At 62.0% G+C, this 16,353-nt stretch carries 15 protein-coding genes; 4 read left to right on the forward strand and 11 right to left on the reverse strand.

Annotation, left to right across the window (positions count from 1 at the left end; genetic code table 11):
• Window positions 1–95: 95 nt before the first annotated feature.
• The 4 genes from NCR98_RS24480 to NCR98_RS24495 all read right to left on the reverse strand — a co-directional run bounded on the left by NCR98_RS24480 (window position 96) and on the right by NCR98_RS24495 (window position 6,096).
• A complete protein-coding gene (locus NCR98_RS24480) occupies window positions 96–2,330 on the reverse strand; it encodes a xanthine dehydrogenase family protein molybdopterin-binding subunit (RefSeq protein WP_250527576.1) in 2,235 nt (744 codons plus the stop codon).
• A 21-nt stretch (window positions 2,331–2,351) separates the two neighbouring features.
• Window positions 2,352–3,356: an FAD binding domain-containing protein gene (locus NCR98_RS24485; protein ID WP_284503939.1), complete on the reverse strand. Its 1,005-nt coding sequence runs from the start codon at window positions 3,354–3,356 to the stop codon at window positions 2,352–2,354.
• A gap of 10 nt (window positions 3,357–3,366) precedes the next feature.
• A complete protein-coding gene (locus tag NCR98_RS24490; RefSeq protein WP_409014814.1) occupies window positions 3,367–3,996 on the reverse strand; it encodes a (2Fe-2S)-binding protein in 630 nt (209 codons plus the stop codon).
• A 783-nt stretch (window positions 3,997–4,779) separates the two neighbouring features.
• Window positions 4,780–6,096, reverse strand: a complete 1,317-nt coding sequence (locus tag NCR98_RS24495; RefSeq protein ID WP_244830951.1) for an MFS transporter — start codon at window positions 6,094–6,096, stop codon at window positions 4,780–4,782.
• A 399-nt stretch (window positions 6,097–6,495) separates the two neighbouring features.
• Here NCR98_RS24495 and NCR98_RS24500 point away from each other — a divergent pair, with 399 nt between their 5' ends.
• Both NCR98_RS24500 and NCR98_RS24505 read left to right on the forward strand, forming a co-directional pair.
• Window positions 6,496–7,119, forward strand: coding sequence for a copper-binding protein (locus tag NCR98_RS24500; RefSeq protein ID WP_250527577.1), 624 nt, complete (start codon window positions 6,496–6,498; stop codon window positions 7,117–7,119).
• 154 nt (window positions 7,120–7,273) lie between these two features.
• Window positions 7,274–7,774, forward strand: coding sequence for a DUF4019 domain-containing protein (locus NCR98_RS24505; protein ID WP_250494470.1), 501 nt, complete (start codon window positions 7,274–7,276; stop codon window positions 7,772–7,774).
• Window positions 7,775–7,787: 13 nt separating this feature from the next.
• Here NCR98_RS24505 and NCR98_RS24510 read toward each other — a convergent pair whose 3' ends face one another.
• From NCR98_RS24510 to NCR98_RS24520, 3 genes are all read right to left on the reverse strand, one after another.
• Complete coding sequence (locus NCR98_RS24510; protein ID WP_250469200.1) at window positions 7,788–8,093, reverse strand: high-potential iron-sulfur protein; 306 nt, start codon at window positions 8,091–8,093, stop codon at window positions 7,788–7,790.
• Window positions 8,094–8,553: 460 nt separating this feature from the next.
• The gene (locus tag NCR98_RS24515) at window positions 8,554–8,682 is read right to left on the reverse strand and encodes an MFS transporter small subunit (protein ID WP_244830947.1); all 129 of its coding nucleotides are present in this window, start codon (window positions 8,680–8,682) and stop codon (window positions 8,554–8,556) included.
• 13 nt (window positions 8,683–8,695) lie between these two features.
• A complete protein-coding gene (locus NCR98_RS24520; RefSeq protein WP_250527578.1) occupies window positions 8,696–10,084 on the reverse strand; it encodes an L-lactate MFS transporter in 1,389 nt (462 codons plus the stop codon).
• Between the two features lie 383 nt (window positions 10,085–10,467).
• On the opposite strand from NCR98_RS24520, the gene adh reads away from it, so the two are divergent.
• Window positions 10,468–11,988 (forward strand): aldehyde dehydrogenase, encoded by a 1,521-nt coding sequence (gene adh / locus NCR98_RS24525; RefSeq protein ID WP_244830945.1) that lies wholly within the window; start codon window positions 10,468–10,470, stop codon window positions 11,986–11,988.
• A gap of 68 nt (window positions 11,989–12,056) precedes the next feature.
• Entirely contained in the window at window positions 12,057–12,446 is a 390-nt protein-coding gene (locus NCR98_RS24530; RefSeq protein WP_250527579.1) for a DUF779 domain-containing protein, read from the forward strand.
• 3 nt (window positions 12,447–12,449) lie between these two features.
• On the opposite strand, the gene NCR98_RS24535 is transcribed toward NCR98_RS24530, so the two are convergent.
• The 4 genes from NCR98_RS24535 to NCR98_RS24550 all read right to left on the reverse strand — a co-directional run bounded on the left by NCR98_RS24535 (window position 12,450) and on the right by NCR98_RS24550 (window position 16,246).
• Window positions 12,450–13,238: an enoyl-CoA hydratase gene (locus NCR98_RS24535; RefSeq protein WP_250527580.1), complete on the reverse strand. Its 789-nt coding sequence runs from the start codon at window positions 13,236–13,238 to the stop codon at window positions 12,450–12,452.
• A gap of 13 nt (window positions 13,239–13,251) precedes the next feature.
• Window positions 13,252–14,895, reverse strand: coding sequence for an acyl-CoA synthetase (locus NCR98_RS24540; RefSeq protein ID WP_244830942.1), 1,644 nt, complete (start codon window positions 14,893–14,895; stop codon window positions 13,252–13,254).
• A 64-nt stretch (window positions 14,896–14,959) separates the two neighbouring features.
• Window positions 14,960–15,592 carry a glutathione S-transferase family protein gene (locus tag NCR98_RS24545; RefSeq protein WP_250527581.1) on the reverse strand — a complete coding sequence of 211 codons (633 nt, stop codon included), beginning with the start codon at window positions 15,590–15,592 and terminating at the stop codon, window positions 14,960–14,962.
• Between the two features lie 27 nt (window positions 15,593–15,619).
• On the reverse strand, window positions 15,620–16,246 hold the full coding sequence (locus NCR98_RS24550; RefSeq protein ID WP_250527582.1) for a glutathione S-transferase family protein: 627 nt from the start codon (window positions 16,244–16,246) through the stop codon (window positions 15,620–15,622).
• Between the last annotated feature and the right edge of the window lie 107 nt (window positions 16,247–16,353).

A 16,353-nucleotide genomic window follows, 5' to 3' on the forward strand; every position in this document is an offset into this window, starting at 1 on the left:
TCACTTCATCGATTGTACGGCCTGCTTGTTTTCCTCCGATCGAAGGCCAAGGAAAAGGCCCGGTCTCGAAAGACCGGGCCTCACCGTGCATCGACTCACACAGCCGCTTCCAGCAAGTCCTCGATCATCACCGGCAGCTTTCTCACCCGCACGCCGGTTGCGTGATAGACCGCGCCCGTGATCGCCGCCGCGATCCCGGCAAGCCCGATCTCCGCGATCCCGCGTGCGCCGAGTTCGTTGAAGATGGTGTCCGGATGATCGAGGAAGGTGACGTCGAGCTTCGGCGTATCCGCGTTGGTGGCGACGACGTAATCCGCGAAATTGCTGTTGATCGGCGCGCCGCTGCGCTCGTCGTAGATCGTATGCTCGAAGAGCGCCATGCCGACGCCCATCACCACCGCGCCTTCCACCTGATTGCGTCCCGCGCGCGGATTGAGAATCTTGCCGCCGTCGATCACCGTCACCACGCGGCTCACGCGCAAGCGCGCCGTCGCCGCGTCCCAGGTCACTTCGGCGAAATGCGCGCCGTACGAGTGAATCGACCACTTCTTCTTGAGTGGATCGTCGAAGCCGCCTTTTGCGCTGCCGCTCCCCGATGCCGCATGCATGTTCGACAACTCGAGAATCCGCGTATAAGGCACGCCGCTTTCCGCCGATTCGTTCTTGCGATGCACGCGTGCGCCACTCAACGCGAGATCGTCCGGCTTCGCGCCCGCGAACGGCGATCCTTCCGCCTGCGATGCACGTGTGAGCACGATCTTCACCGCCGCGCGCACGGCATCCGACACCGCCGGAATCACGGATGCCGTCGCCGCCGAGCCGCCGGAAATGGGGCCGATGGGCAAGGCCGTATCGCCGAGACCGACTTCGATCTTGCGTAGCGCAATGCCCGTGTGCTCGGCCACCAGCTGCGCGAGGATCGTGTACGTGCCGGTGCCGATATCCTGCGTGCCGCACGCAACCCGCGCCGTGCCGTCCGCGCGCAGATCGACCGCCGCTTCCGCCGAGAAGCGCAAGCCAGGCCAACTGCATGCGCCGACGCCCCAACCGAGCGTCAAGCCATCGCGCTTCATGGACCCGACCTCGGGCGTGCGCTTCGCCCAGCCGAATTTCTCCGCGCCAGTCTTGAGACATTCGACGAGATGCCGTGACGAGAACGGCAAGCCGCTGCTTTCATCGACGGTGGGTTCGTTACGCAGCCGCAATTCCACCGGATCGATCTTCAAGGCGACCGCCAGTTCATCCATCGCCGATTCGAGTGCGTAGAGACCGGGCACCGCGCCTGGACCGCGCATCGACGTGGGCGAACCGACGTTGCGCTTCGCGACGCCGCCTGTCACGCGCAGATTGGCCGTGCTGTACATCTGCGGCGTGGCTTCGCCGCAGTCTTCGGCATATTCGTCGGCGAGCGCGGCGTGGTTCAGAAAATCATGCCGCAGCGACACGAGCTTGCCGTCTTGCGTGGCCGCGAGCCGCACGCGCTGTTGCGTCGTCGGCCGATGTCCCACGTTCTGGAACATCATCTTGCGGCTCAGCACGAGCTTGACCGGATGCCCGGTCTGCTTCGTCGCGACCGCCGCGAGCAGGGAATGCGGCCACATCCACAGCTTGCCGCCGAAACCCGAGCCGAGGTAGCGCGAGATCACGCGCACTTTCTCTTTCGGCACGCCGAGCATCTGCACGAGCGTGCCGCGATGGTTCGACACCGCCTGGCTCGTCTCGTAGAACGTGTAGCTGTCGCCGTTCCAGTGCGCGATGGTCGAATGCAGTTCGATCGGATTGTGCGTTTCGACGGGCGTCACGTAGGTCTCGTCGATTTTCACGGGCGCTTCGTCGAAAGCACTCGCGGCATCGCCGCGCTCGCTCGCGACCTTCGGCTCTTCGGCGGCGGTCAGGGCCGAGCTGACGTCGTGCGGCGTGACGTCGTAGCTCACCTTGATCGCGGCCGCCGCCGCGCTCGCTGTTTCGAAGGTTTCGGCAATCACGCACGCGACGTACTGGCCGTAATAGCGGATCACGTCGTCTTCGAAGGGCGGACGTTGTTCATCGGTATAACCGTCTTCGAACGAATTGCCGGGAATGCGATACAACTTGCCGATATTGCCGCGATGCAGAATCAGCTTCACGCCGGGCATGGCCTGCGCGGCCGCGAATTCGAGCGATGTGATCCTGCCGCTCGCGATGGTGCTGCCAACCGGCACGGCAACCAGCATGCCGGGCAGATCGACGTCTGAAGTGTAAGTCGCGCGGCCGCAAACCTTCAGCGGTCCGTCTATACGCGACTGGGGTCGTCCAATGAAGGACGACGTGGTGTCGGGTGCGGTGGACATGGGCGGGTTCCTCGGTCGGTGTCAGGATGCCTGGGTGGCAAGTTTCAACGCCTGCACGATGCAGCGCTTCGCCAGTTCCACCTTGAAGCCGTTTTCGCTTTGCGGCTTCGCATCGGCGAGGGCGGCATCGGCGGCGCGGCCAAAACTCGCTTCGTCGGGCGTGGCGTCTTGCAGAACCTGTTCGGCTTCGCGCGAGCGCCACGGTTTCGTCGCCACGCCGCCGAGTCCCACGCGCACATGCGCGATACGCCCGTCCTTCACACCGACGACAATCGCCGCCGACGCCAGCGCGAATTCATACGACGCCCGGTCGCGCAACTTCAGGTACACCGAACGCGCGCCTGCCACCGGCGCGGGCAGGCTGACGTGCGTGACGAGATCGCCGGCTTCGAGCACGTTCTCGCGCTCGGGCGTGTCGCCGGGCAGGACGTAGAACGCGTCGATGGGAATCGCGCGCTGGCCCTTCGCGCCTTCGACGTGGATGGTCGCTTCGAGCGCGGCGAGCGCCACGTTCATGTCCGACGGATTGCTCGCAATGCACGTGTCGCTCGTGCCGAGAATCGCCTGCGTGCGATTGAAGCCATGAATCGCGGAACAGCCGCTGCCAGGCTCGCGCTTGTTGCAGGGCGAAGCCGTATCGCGGAAATAGACGCAGCGCGTGCGTTGCAGCAGATTGCCGGCCGTCGTCGCCATGTTGCGCAACTGGACGGACGCGCCCGCGAGCACCGCCTGCGACAACACCGGATAGCGCTCCTTGATGAGCGGATGGTGCGCGAGGTCCGAATTACGCGCGGTCGCGCCGATGCGCATGCCGCCGTCATCAGTGGCATCGATATGATCGAGCGGCAGACGGCTGATATCGATAATCCGCAAGGGCTTTTCGACATTGAGCTTCATCAGGTCGAGCAGCGTCGTGCCGCCCGCGAGAAAGCGCACTTCCGCGCCTTGCTGCGCGGTATGCGCCGACGCGCCCGCCGCAATCGCGTCGCGCACGTCGCGCGCGCGGGAAAGCGTGAACATTTCCATGGCGTTCTCCTTAAGCCTTGTTGCCGCGCACGGACTGGATCGCCATGACGATGTTCTGATACGCGCCGCAGCGGCACAGGTTGCCGCTCATTGCTTCGCGCACGTCGTCGTCGCTCGTGCCGACGGGTTCGTCGAGCAGCGCCACCGCCGACATCAGTTGACCGGCCGTACAGTAGCCGCACTGATAGCCGTCGCATTCGACGAACGCGGCCTGCAGCGGATGCATGTCCTCGACTTCGCCGATGCCTTCGATGGTCGTCACGGCGTCGCCGTCGTGCGCGGCGGCAAGACACAAGCACGCGTTCACGCGGCGGCCGTTCACATGCACCGTGCATGCGCCGCACTGACCGTGATCGCAGCCCTTCTTCGTGCCGGTGAGATGCAGATGTTCGCGCAACGCATCGAGCAGCGTCGTGCGCGGATCGAGCGAAAGCGCGTGGCTCTGGCCGTTGACGGTGAGATTGAAGCTGACGCTAGCGTCGCCGGTTCTTGCTGGCGGCGGCGCGAGCACGTCGGCGGTGGCTTGCGCGGCCTGCATTTGCATTTGCGGCTGCGAGGCGACGTCGGCGCCAGGGACGCGCGTCGCGGCGCGCTTGGCCCTGTCTCGTTCGTTCGTGGATTGGGGGACTGGATGTTGCATCGAGCGTTCTCCTGGGTATGACAGCAGTGCCTGGAAGTGCAACGGGATGCGGCGAGAGTGTGTCGATGCGCTCGTGAAAGCGGCGCAAGATGGCGGCGCGGCGAGGGTCTGCGCGATGCGGCAGGACGTTCGAACAGCGCGTACGCGAGCGGCGAAGCAGGAACGATGACGCCAGGACGACACTCAGCCAGTATAGGCAGCGGTCCGGTCATTACAGAAGGAGTACGTGAAGGCCGGCCGCGCTTGAGTTTCGAAAGCGTTGGCCGCACGAAGCGTGCCCGAAGGCACACGCGTGCTATTCGGTTGAACGATTCTGCGAAAGGCCCGGCGCTGGCTGGCGTCGGCGACAGCAAAACGCGGTGAACTGGCTCGAATCGAATTGCCCGATTCGATGCGCGCCGGCTTCAATGAGGCATGAAGATACGCGCGATCACGGAGAGGCCGAATGCGCCGGCCGTGCAAAACACAACCAGCAGTACGACGATCACGAGCAGGCGCACGATCAATTGCATTGCGTCGGTCCAAAAAAATTGGCCGCTTACGCGGCCAGAAGGAGGGGTGGATCGGTCAGATTTGAGCTTAGGGGCGCATTCTTAAGCCTGACTTAAGCGGCTCTAGTGGCCTCGCGCGGCCTTGAGCGGCTTGAGGCGTGCGCCGGTCTGGCTGCGATCCGCATGCGTGGACGTCTCCGGCAAGTGCGTCCGCGTGGCGTGCCATGAAGATACCCGAAATGAGCGGGCGCTGATCGGGTTCGTGGCCGCGCTTGGCACTGAGCACCGGCACTTAGCGCAGCGCGTCGCTGTAGCGGTCGCGCAGCGGCAGGATGGTCGCAAGCGCGACCGCGCTGCCGAACATCACGTAATAGCAGATGGAGAGCGCGTCGCCGGTGGTCATCGTCAGCCATTGCACGATGGCGGGTGCAAAGCCGCCGAAGATCATTACCGCGACGTTGTAGCTCACCGAAATGCCCGTCGAACGCACGCTCGATGGCAGCAACTCCGAGATGAATGCCGGATAGCAGCCCTGGTAGATGCCGAGATACATCATGAGCACCGCCTGGCAGGCGATCAGCATCGGCAGGCTCGGATGCGCGGTCAGCACCGCGAAGATCGGATACGCCGTGACGAGCGACAGCACGAGCGCGCCCGTCATCAGCTTCTTGCGGCCCACGCGGTCGGACAGCTTGCCGGAAATTGGGCAGCAGACGAGATACACCAGCGCGCCGATGCTCGAACTGATGAGACCGTCGGTGAGCGCGAGATGCAGTACGCGCGTTGCATGCGTCGGCAGATACAGCAGAAAGATGTATGTGCCGATGGTGCCGAAAACCGTCAGCCCGAAGCCCGCGAGCACGGGCATCCAGTGCTTGGTGGCGGTATCGCGGATAGGCCGCGCCGAGAGCTCGTTCTTTTGCGCTTTTTCGACGAACACCGGCGATTCATCGAGCTTCGAACGCAAATAGAGCCCCACGGGCACGATCATCAGCCCGAGCACGAACGGCACGCGCCAGCCCCAGCTAGTGAGATGTTCCGGCGAAAGCGTGCGTGTAAGCACCGCGCCGAAGAGCGAGCCGCACAGACTCGCAGCCGCTTGCGCGACCATCTGGAAACTGCCGAAATAACCGCGCCGGTTCGAGGGCGCGTATTCGACGAGAAACGCCGTCGCGCAGCCGACTTCGCCGCCGGCGGAAAAGCCTTGTATCAGGCGGCCGAGCAGCATGAGCAGGGGCGCGGCCACGCCGATTGCCGCATAAGTCGGCGCGAAGGCGATGATCGCGATACCGACCGCCATCAACGAAATGGTCAGCGTGAGCGCGGACTTGCGCCCGACGCGATCGGCAACGGCGCCAAGCACGATGCCGCCGAGCGGCCGCGTAAGAAAACCCACGCCGAACGTCGCCCAAGTGGCAAGCAGCGAGATGGTCGGATTGGTTGCCGGAAAATACAGCTTCGCGATGATGACGGCAAAAAAGCCGTAGACCATGAAGTCGAACCATTCGAGCGCGTTGCCGATGGTCGAGACGACGATGGCGCGCCGGCCCGACATATTGGACGTGGCGCTTTGTTCGGCCGCATGTGAAGCGGGAAAGGCGGTACTCATCGAGTGTGCTCCGATGGTGGGTCTTCGGGTGCGCACGGGAGAACGCCTGCGCGCCTCTGCAACAACAGAACATTACGCCTTGACGGACTAAGAAAATAAATAATTTACGACGGGTTTTCGTAAGCTTTGAGAAAGGAAGGGGCGCGCCGAATTATTTTTGCGTGATGTGTTTGCGGTCCGGCAGCCATCGACCATCTCTTTTCATACGCACTTCTACCAAATGTTTCACACCTGCTTAAAGATGAGGCGATTCCCGCTTGATTAGCAACCCTCATGACTTTAAATTCAAAGCATGCGATTTTGTCGCGCGATCACTTGAAGCGCGCGCGCCTTTTGTCGGAAACGACGATACGGTTTTGTTCGGGTCATGGTGGCCTGGATTTTTGTCTGGAGCAAAGCATGCAACAACGCAGTTCTTGTTTCGTTCGACTCGTTTCCACATCCATCGCGATGAGCGCGCTTCTTCTTGGCGCGCCTTTCGCTCATGCCAACGACAAGGCTCAGTCAGGCGCGGCTGCGGCAGTGAACGCCAGCCCGGCTATTGGCGATGCGGCTGTCGTCGAGGCAACGGCCAAGATCACACATGTCTTCGCCGATACCAACAGCGTGGAGATTCAGGGCGCGCGAGGTGACAAAGAGGTCATCGCTGTCGATCCGTCGATTGCGGATGTGAAGAAGCTGAAAGTAGGCGATGAGTTGCACATCCAGTACCGTGGCGCGGTGTTGATGTCCGCGGACAAGGTCGACCCGAAAGGCGTGCGTTCGCGGGTGAGCGCGAGCCAGACATCGCCGGCATCGGATGGCGTGGTGGTGTCGACGTCGGGCGTGCAGGTGGTGGCCGTTGTGCAGAAGATCGATCCGCAGACGCGTGAAGTCACGCTTGCGGGTCCGAAGCGGGTGGTGACCATGAAGGTATCGCCGGATGTCTCGCTCGACAAGCTCAAGGTTGGCGACAGCGTGCTTGCTACGTACATGGCCGCAACCGCGGTGGACGTGACGCGCAACGGAGAGATTGTGAAGTAACCAGCGTCGTCGCAGATCCAGGGTGACTCGAGTTTCAGTCACCCTCCTTTTGTTTGCGTGCGGGTTTGAAATTTAGAAACTCAGTATCTCTTACTATCGTGACGAAATCGCGCGATACAATCTCTTCCATGAAACACGCACCACGGCCCGCTCGATGAAAGCAAGCTTCAAACTTTTTCTCTTCGTTGTTTCGCTGATATCGTTTGCCGGGGCGTGCCAGGCGCAACAGGCACAACAAGCACCGCAGACCGCTCAAGCGCCGCACGCGCTTACCCGCGAGCAGCAGGCGCAACTCGACAAGCAAGATCAGGATATCGCGCAAGTGGCGTCGACTATCGTGAAGATGGTCGATGAAAACAAGGCGGGCGATATCTGGGATCTTTCCTCGCCGCTGGCCCGGAAAGTCATTACGCGCGACGACTTCGTGAAGAAGGTTACGAATGATCGCGCCGCGCTCGGTGCGGCCGGCATGCGTATGCCGATGGGTGTCAGGCACCTTCATTTCGATGGCACGGGCAACATGCCTGCGGGCTCGTACATCACCGTCACGTTCGATACGCAATTCAGTCAGGCGCAGAAGTCGTCACGCGAGATCGTCACTTTCATTCTCGATCCGGACAATAGCTGGCGCTTCGCGGGGTATTCGGTACGTTGACCGGGCGGCTGGCTCACATATTCGTGTAGGAGGCGCACCAGCCTTTGCCTGCCACGAGTTTGTCGCCGAAGAGCGTGCAGCCGCCCCATGCATCGGTGGATTTGCCTTGAAAGAGCGAGCAGTTGCCGCACGACTGCTCGGCTGCGAAGTTGGGGTACTTCGTCCTATCCACTTTCGCGGCGTCTTCCCTGTAGCCGACTGCCGCGGCGGCGGGATCGGTCTCGTTTAGATGCGCGGCTGCGGCATCGGCGCGAATGAGCCAGAGAGAGGCGCTTGCTCCAGCGCTCATCACGACGAATTTTCGGCGGGTCAGTTTCATTTTGTTCGAGATGGACGCGGCACACGTAAGGATTTTCAGAACGATACCCCTAATGCGTTGCAGGCAGCTTTCAACGCGACTGCAATTCGAACGACCGGTCGGATCACAGGCTCATTTTCTTTGCATTTTCTCTTAACGCGAGCGCAACGACAGGTATTCACTCGACGCTAAACCTTTGCGCGTTCGTGCCGTAAATCAGGCCAGAAGGGTTCGCAAACGTATCAATGCGCGGTTGCAAACGCCGCGATTTTTTGCAAGGAGAACGACTGTGAGTGAAGCTGAATGGATGATGGCCGGTTTTTACGTTGCCGCACTCGTTTGCGGAAGCTTGTTCATGAGCACGCTGGCGCGGCGCGGTTTGAAACGGCTTGAGGCGCGGGGGCATTGAGGGAACGAAGCCACGACAAAAGGCGACGCGCCCGACGTAACCAAGCGTCCGGCGCCGCCTCAATCAACTCAATCAATGAAACAACTTCCCCGCCTGCGTCAACGTGTTCGTCACCCCCCACGCGAGCGGAATCAGCACATACAGCCAGAACACGAGCATCAAGCCCTTGTTCGCGGGCGCACCTGCTTGTCGATCATCCATCGTCTCTCTCCTCTTAGCCGGCAGTTCTCATGTGATGGCTTTCATCCACCCGCTTCACGAGCAGGTTACAGATAAAGCCGATCACGAGCAGCACTGCCATGATGTGCAGCGTCATCGTGTAGGCATCCGCTTTCGCGACGCCATGCGCCACTTCGTACGCGCGGATGTAGTTGACGAGCACCGGTCCCGCGATGCCCGCCGCCGCCCACGCGGTCAAGAGCCGTCCGTGAATGCCGCCGACAAAGGCCGTGCCGAACATGTCCGCGAGATACGCCGGAATGGTCGCGAATCCGCCGCCGTACATCGACAGGATCACGCCGTAAGCCGCGACGAAAAGCGCGATGTTCCCTGACTGCGCGAACTGCGGCACGAGAAAGTACAGCACGGCGCCGAGCGCGAAGAACACGAAGTACGTGTTCTTGCGCCCGAGCCAGTCCGACGCCGACGCCCACACGAAACGCCCGCCCATGTTGAAGAGCGACAGCAAGCCGACGAAGCCCGCCGCAGCGCCCGCCGTGATCGATGTCTTGAAGCTTTCCTGAATCATCACCGAAGCCTGCCCGAGCACGCCGATGCCCGCCGTCACGTTCAGGAACAGCACGAGCCACAGCAGATAAAACTGCGGCGTCTTGAGCGCTTGATCGATATGCACGTGGCTCTTCGTGATCATCTTGTTCGACGTCGCGGGCGGGGTCCAGCCTGCCGGTTTCCAGTCGGCGGGCGGGACGCGAATCGCGAGCGCGCCAATGGTCATCGAGATGAAATACAGCACGCCGAGCACGACGAAGGTCTCGGTCACGCCGACACTCGTCGCGCTCTTGAAGTAGTTCATCAAGGCGACCGAGCCGGGGGCCGCGATCATCGCGCCGCCGCCGAAGCCCATGATCGCCATGCCCGTTGCCATGCCGCGCCGGTCCGGAAACCAGCGGATCAACGTCGATACCGGCGATACATAACCCAACCCCAGCCCGATTCCGCCGATCACGCCATAGCCGAGATACAGCAGCCAGATCTGATGCAGCGACACGCCGAGCGCAGACACGAGAAAACCGCCGCCGAAGCAGCAAGCGGCCGTGAACATGGTGCGGCGCGGACCGACCTTTTCGAGCCACTTGCCCGCGAATGCCGCCGACAGTCCCAGGAACACGATGGCTAGTGAAAATATCCAGCCGAGTGTCGTGAGCGACCAGTCATCGGGCGCGGTCTGCGTAATGCCGATCACACGCGTGAGCGGCGCGTTGAACACCGAGAACGCGTAAGCCTGGCCAATACACAAGTGGACCGCGAGCGCGGCGGGCGGCACCATCCAGCGTGAGAAGCCGGGCCGCGCGATGGTCGCTTCCTTCGAAAAAAAACCATGTGGGCCGTGCGGCGCAGGCCCTGGATTGATCGTACTGTTCATTGTGGTCTCCTTTGCACGTATCGATAAGCCATGTACGCGCTTCTGCTTTTACTTAAATTCACCCCACGCAAAATGTGCTCCAAGCCTTATGGAAACATTCAGTAAGGATGGACGTGACGTTAGACAAGCGCGATGCGCTTGGCAATATGAATGCCCGTGCCATAAGCGTTTGTCCTGACTCGGGTTGTGCCGCATCGCTACAGGGCACGACAAGTGTTCCGAAAATGGACAACGCGCCTCGCGGTCCGCCACGCGCTTCATCAAGCGCCATAAGCGTCGTTCCGCGTATACCCCGAATGGCACGGAACTCGCAGATGTAAGCCGCCGGCGACAGCTATCGACATTGCGCCGGCCAACCATGTCGACATGCGAGGAGCACACAGATGAACCATGCGGAGATGCAGTTCCTGAGTACCGATTACCCGTACAAGAAGCAGTATGGAAACTTCATCGGCGGCAAGTGGACGCCGCCCGCGGGGGGAGAGTATTTCGACAATATTTCGCCGATCACGGGTGAGGCCTTCACCTCGATTCCCCGATCGCGCGAAGCCGATATCGAAGCAGCTCTCGACGCCGCCCATGCCGCCAAGACCGCATGGGGCAAGACTTCGGCGACCGAGCGCGCGAACCTGCTCCTGAAGATCGCGGATCGCATGGAAGCGAATCTGCAGCGTATCGCGGTGGCGGAAAGCATCGATAACGGCAAGCCGTTGCGTGAGACCATGGCGGCCGACATCCCGCTCGCCATCGATCACTTCCGCTATTTCGCGAGCGCCGTGCGCGCGCAGGAAGGCTCGATCTCGCAGATCGACGACGACACAGTCGCCTATCACTTCCACGAGCCGCTAGGCGTGGTCGGGCAGATCATTCCGTGGAACTTCCCCATTCTGATGGCCGTGTGGAAGCTCGCGCCCGCGCTCGCAGCGGGCAATTGCGTCGTGCTCAAGCCCGCCGAGCAGACGCCGGCATCTATCCTCGTTCTGCTCGAACTGATCGAAGACCTGCTGCCGCCGGGCATCGTCAACGTGGTGAACGGCTTCGGGCTGGAAGCGGGCAAGCCGCTCGCATCGAACAAGCGCATCTCGAAGATTGCGTTCACGGGCGAGACGACCACGGGCCGGCTCATCATGCAATACGCGAGTCAGAATCTGATTCCGGTGACGCTGGAACTGGGCGGCAAGAGCCCGAACATTTTCTTCGCCGATGTCCTCAACGCCGACGACAGTTTCTTCGACAAGGCGCTCGAAGGCTTCGCCATGTTCGCGCTGAATCAGGGCGAAGTGTGTACGTGCCCGTCGCGCGTGTTGATCGAGGAATCGATCTACGACCGCTTCATCGAACGTGCCCTCAAGCGCGTGGAAGCGATCACGCAAGGCCATCCGCTCGACAGCAAGACGATGATCGGCGCGCAGGCATCGCAGGAACAGCTCGAAAAGATTCTCTCGTATATCGATCTGGGCAAGCAGGAAGGCGCCGAATGCCTGACTGGCGGCGAGCGTAACGCGCTGGGCGGCGAGCTCGAAAAAGGCTACTACATCAAGCCGACCGTGTTCCGTGGTCACAACAAAATGCGCATCTTCCAGGAGGAAATCTTCGGGCCGGTGGTCTCGGTGACGACCTTCAAGAACGAAGAGGAAGCGCTCGAAATCGCCAACGACACGTTGTACGGTCTCGGCGCGGGCGTGTGGACGCGCGATGGCACGCGTGCGTATCGCTTTGGCCGTGGCATACAGGCGGGACGCGTGTGGACCAACTGCTATCACGCGTATCCGGCGCACGCGGCGTTCGGCGGCTACAAGCAATCGGGTATCGGACGTGAGAATCACAAGATGATGCTCGATCACTATCAGCAGACGAAGAACCTGCTCGTCAGCTATAGCGACAAGCCCCTCGGCTTCTTCTGATCCATCGGCTGTAAAGCGGGGCCGCCGCTCACGCGGCGGTTCCGCTTCGAACGAATAACGGGGACATCATGAGCGAACAGGTAATAGAGCGCGTGATCGCGACGCCCGCGGCCATCGAACTGATCGGCAAGCTCAAGGCGGAACACGGCAAGATTCTGTTTCATCAGTCCGGCGGATGCTGCGACGGCAGCGCACCGATGTGCTTTCCCACCAACGAGTTCATGGTCGGCGGCTCGGACGTAAAGCTCGGCGAGATTGGCGGCGTGCCGTTCTACATGAGCGAATCGCAGTTCGAGTACTGGCAGCACACCCAGTTGATCATCGATTGCGTGCCGGGCAACGGCGGCATGTTTTCGCTGGAACGGCCGTCGGGTCTGCGCTTTCTCACGCGCTCCCGGCTTTACGACGATGCGGAAAACGCGTGGCTCGAACAGCACCCCGTGGAGCACGCGGGATGAGTATTACTCGTTGCTCCAGCGCGCCGGACGTTTTTCGATAAACGCCTGCGTGCCTTCGAGCGCGTCGCCATCCATCATGTTGCAGGCCATCGTCTCGGATGCAAGCGCGTACGCGTCTTCGATACCCGTCTCGATCTGCCGGTAAAACAGCCGCTTGCCCGCCGCAACCGCCGCGCGTGGCTTCGTCGCGATGCTCTTTACAAGCGCGCCTACCGCTTCATCGAGCGCGTCCGGTGAGGCAACCCGATTCACGAGCCCGCGTTCCAGAGCCGTGTGCGCGTCGATGAAATCGCCCGTCACGAGCATTTCGAACGCTTCCTTGCGCGACACGTTGCGCGACAACGCCACGCTCGGCGTCGCGCAGAATAGCCCGAGATTCACGCCCGATACCGCGAAGCGCGCCTCGCTCGATGCCACCGCGAGATCGCACATTGCAACGAGCTGACAACCCGCCGCCGTTGCAATGCCGTGCACGCGCGCGATTACCGGCTGCGGCATTTGCTGAATGGTCAGCATCATGCGCGAGCAGCGCTCGAAAAGCGCTCGGTAGTAATCGAGCGACGGCGCCGCGCGCATCTCCTTCAAGTCGTGCCCGGCGCAGAACGCACGGCCCGCGCCGCCAAGCACGACCACGCGCGCCTGCGATTGCGCGATGTCCTGCAACTCGCGTTCGAGTGCATCGAGCATGGCTTCGGAAAGCGCGTTGAACGCTTCGGGCCGGTTCAGCGTGAGCCTGACCGCACCTTCGACGCCGTAGGCATCGGGTTCGGAAGTCACGAGCGCTTCGTTCATGGCGTTGTCTCCATCAAACGTCGATTGCCGCAACCGAGCCCGCGCGCTTGCGCAACTCGAACTTCTGTATCTTGCCGGTCGATGTCTTCGGCAACTCGCAGAATTCGATGGCGCGCGGCACCTTGAAGCCCGCCAGATGCTTCCTGCAATGCGCGATCAGTTCTTCCGCGCCGACCTCGGCGCCCGCCTTCAATTCGACGAACGCGCAAGGCGTTTCACCCCAGCGCGCATCCGGTTTGGCAACGACCGCGACCGCCAGCACCGCCGGATGCCGGTACAGCACGTCTTCCACTTCGATGCTCGATATGTTCTCGCCGCCCGAGATGATGATGTCCTTGCTGCGGTCCTTGATACGCACGTAGCCATCTGGATAAGCGACCGCCAGATCGCCCGTATGGAACCAGCCGCCGCGAAACGCTTCCTCGGTGGCGGGCACGTTCTTCAGATAACCCTTCATCGCGATGTTGCCGCGAAACATGATCTCGCCGATGGTCTCGCCATCCGCGGGAACGGGCTCCATGGTGAGGGAATCGCGCACGCTCACCGCATCCTGCAAGTGGTAGCGCACGCCTTGCCGTGCATTGAGCCGCGCACGCTCGCCGATGTCGAGTTCGCTCCACTCAGCCTGCCGCGCGCAGACGGTCGCGGGACCGTAGACTTCGGTGAGCCCGTAGACATGCGTGAGTTCGAAGCCCAGGCGCTCCATGCCTTCGATCATCGCGGCGGGCGGCGCGGCCCCCGCGACCATGGCGTGGACCTTGTGCGCGATGCCCGTCTTCAGTTCGTCGGGCGCATTCACGAGCAGGTTCTGCACGATCGGCGCGCCGCAATAATGCGTGACGCCTTCGCGGCGAATCAAATCGAACACTGTCTTTGCATCGATACGGCGCAGACACACGTTCACGCCCGCCCGCGCCGCGACCGTCCACGGAAAACACCAGCCGTTGCAATGGAACATGGGCAGCGTCCACAAGTACACCGCGTGCTTCGGCATGTCCCATTCGAGGATATTGCTGAGCGCGTTGGTGTAGGCGCCGCGATGGTGATAGACCACGCCCTTCGGATTGCCCGTCGTGCCCGAGGTGTAATTCAGGCAGATGGCGTTCCATTCGTCCGATGGCGGCGACCATTCGCAGGCGGGGTCGCCGCTTGCCAGCAGGCTTTCGTAATCGATCTCGCCGATGCTTTCTCCCGCGCCGGTGTACTGCGGATCGTTCACGTCGATGACGAGCACGGGTTGCGGCACGCTCTTCAGCGCCTCGCGCATCACGCCGGAAAACTCGCGATCGACGATCACTGCTTTTGCCTCGCCATGCGTGAGCATGAAGGCAAGCGTCGCTGCATCGAGCCGCGTGTTCAGCGTGTTGAGCACGGCGCCCGTCATTGGCACGCCAAAGTGCGCTTCGACCATTTCGGGCGTGTTCGGCAGCATGGCGGCGACCGTATCGCCCAAGCCGATGCCACGCGAACTCAGCGCCGATGCAAGCCGCCGCGTGCGCGCGTAAGTCTCGCTCCAGTTGCGGCGCACGTCGCCATGCACGACGGCCGGCCGCGTCGGATACACCGTCGCGGCGCGCTCGATGAACATCAGCGGCGTGAGCACCGCGTAGTTGGCGGCGGTCTTGGGAAGCCCTTCGTCGTATTGGCCGGCTGTCATGGTCGTCTCCTCCGTGGCGGCGTGCTGTTTTATTCTGCTCGAGGCTCCCAATATTACATGTGCCTTAATTGTCGTCGAGCTTGATCTCGAAGCCGCGCTTCACGCCTTCGCGCGCGAATAGCGTGTCGTACCAGCGCTTGACGTTCGGATAGTCGTCGAGGGAAACCTGATGACGCTCGTGCCGCCACGCCCAGCCAAGAATGGCGAAATCCGCCACCGACAACGCGCCCGCGACGAATCCCACTTGCGCGAGCCGTCTGTCGAGCACGCCGTAGAGCCGGCGCGTTTCGTCCGAATAGCGTTTGAGGCCATAGCGCCGGTCGGCTTCCGCTTCCACGGCGCGAAAATGATGCACTTGTCCCGGCATGGGTCCGAAGCCGCCCATTTGCCACATGAGCCATTCGAGCACCGGCACGCGATCGCGCAGACTCGCGGGCAAGAACTGGCCCGTTTTCTCGCCGAGATAAAGCAGAATCGCGCCCGATTCGAACACGCTGATCGGCTGTCCGTCCGGGCCGTCGGGATCGATAATCGCCGGAATCCGGTTGTTCGGGCTGATGCGCAAAAAATCCGGCGCGTGTTGCTCGCCCTTCGAGATGTTCACCGTTTTCACGGAGTAGGGCAGTTGCATTTCTTCCAGCGCGACGCTGATCTTGCGTCCGTTGGGCGTATTCCAGGTATGCAGTTCGATAGTCATGTCGATGCTTCAATGCCAGGTGGAAGTTCAGGTCAGCGGCGCCGAGACATGGCGCCGGAAGCCGTCGCGCGAAGCCTGTTGCCCATACCAGCGTTCGAGCTCCGGCAGCGTCGGGCGCGCAAGTTCCGCGATTCCGAACCAGCGCCGCGCATACGCCGCGATGACGATATCCGCGAGTGTGAAGGTACTGCCTTCGAAATACTCGCGCCCTTCGAGATGCGCGTCGACCATGCGCCAGAGTTTCTCGACTTCGCGCGCGGCGCTATCGAGTTGAGCGGGGTCGCGCTCGGCTGCGGGCGTACGCACATAGCCCCAGAACACGGGCCGTTCGGCGGGTTGCAGCGTGGAAAGCGCCCAGTCCAGCCAGCGGTCCACGCTTGCTCGCACCTTCGGGTCCGCCGGATAGAGCGCCTGATTCTGCCCGTACTGCATCGCGAGATAGCGAATGATGGAATTCGATTCCCACAACACGAAGTCGTCGTCGACCAGCGTGGGGACGCGGCCGGTCGGATTCATCGCGAGATAGTCGGGTTCGTTGTTGCGCCCGAATTGCAGCCCCGCGTCGATGCGCTCGTAAGCGAGCCCGAGTTCGTCGCAGCACCAGAGCACTTTGTGTACGTTGACCGAGTTGGCCCGGCCCCAGATTGTCAGCATGAGATGTCGTCCTCCGTTGTCACTGCGTTCTTTTTTGCAAGCATAACGGTTAAGCGACGCGCCCGCGCTGTGCCGGCGCAAGCCGCGTGACGACGGCTTGTAGGTTA

Source organism: Caballeronia sp. GAWG2-1, assembly GCF_023631405.1.
In the GTDB taxonomy this organism is placed as follows: Bacteria; Pseudomonadota; Gammaproteobacteria; order Burkholderiales; family Burkholderiaceae; genus Caballeronia.

Coding starts and splice junctions, on each gene's coding strand:
- NCR98_RS24540 (WP_244830942.1), bottom strand. CDS start 14,895: ATGACAGCCGGCCAATACGACGAAGGGCTTCCCAAGACCGCCGCCAAC.
- NCR98_RS24510 (WP_250469200.1), bottom strand. CDS start 8,093: ATGAAACTGACCCGCCGAAAATTCGTCGTGATGAGCGCTGGAGCAAGC.
- NCR98_RS24545 (WP_250527581.1), bottom strand. CDS start 15,592: ATGACTATCGAACTGCATACCTGGAATACGCCCAACGGACGCAAGATC.
- NCR98_RS24480 (WP_250527576.1), bottom strand. CDS start 2,330: ATGTCCACCGCACCCGACACCACGTCGTCCTTCATTGGACGACCCCAG.
- NCR98_RS24550 (WP_250527582.1), bottom strand. CDS start 16,246: ATGCTGACAATCTGGGGCCGGGCCAACTCGGTCAACGTACACAAAGTG.
- NCR98_RS24505 (WP_250494470.1), top strand. CDS start 7,274: ATGAAAGCAAGCTTCAAACTTTTTCTCTTCGTTGTTTCGCTGATATCG.
- NCR98_RS24530 (WP_250527579.1), top strand. CDS start 12,057: ATGAGCGAACAGGTAATAGAGCGCGTGATCGCGACGCCCGCGGCCATC.
- NCR98_RS24535 (WP_250527580.1), bottom strand. CDS start 13,238: ATGAACGAAGCGCTCGTGACTTCCGAACCCGATGCCTACGGCGTCGAA.
- NCR98_RS24500 (WP_250527577.1), top strand. CDS start 6,496: ATGCAACAACGCAGTTCTTGTTTCGTTCGACTCGTTTCCACATCCATC.
- NCR98_RS24520 (WP_250527578.1), bottom strand. CDS start 10,084: ATGAACAGTACGATCAATCCAGGGCCTGCGCCGCACGGCCCACATGGT.
- NCR98_RS24490 (WP_409014814.1), bottom strand. CDS start 3,996: ATGCAACATCCAGTCCCCCAATCCACGAACGAACGAGACAGGGCCAAG.
- NCR98_RS24495 (WP_244830951.1), bottom strand. CDS start 6,096: ATGAGTACCGCCTTTCCCGCTTCACATGCGGCCGAACAAAGCGCCACG.
- adh (WP_244830945.1), top strand. CDS start 10,468: ATGAACCATGCGGAGATGCAGTTCCTGAGTACCGATTACCCGTACAAG.
- NCR98_RS24485 (WP_284503939.1), bottom strand. CDS start 3,356: ATGGAAATGTTCACGCTTTCCCGCGCGCGCGACGTGCGCGACGCGATT.
- NCR98_RS24515 (WP_244830947.1), bottom strand. CDS start 8,682: ATGGATGATCGACAAGCAGGTGCGCCCGCGAACAAGGGCTTGATGCTC.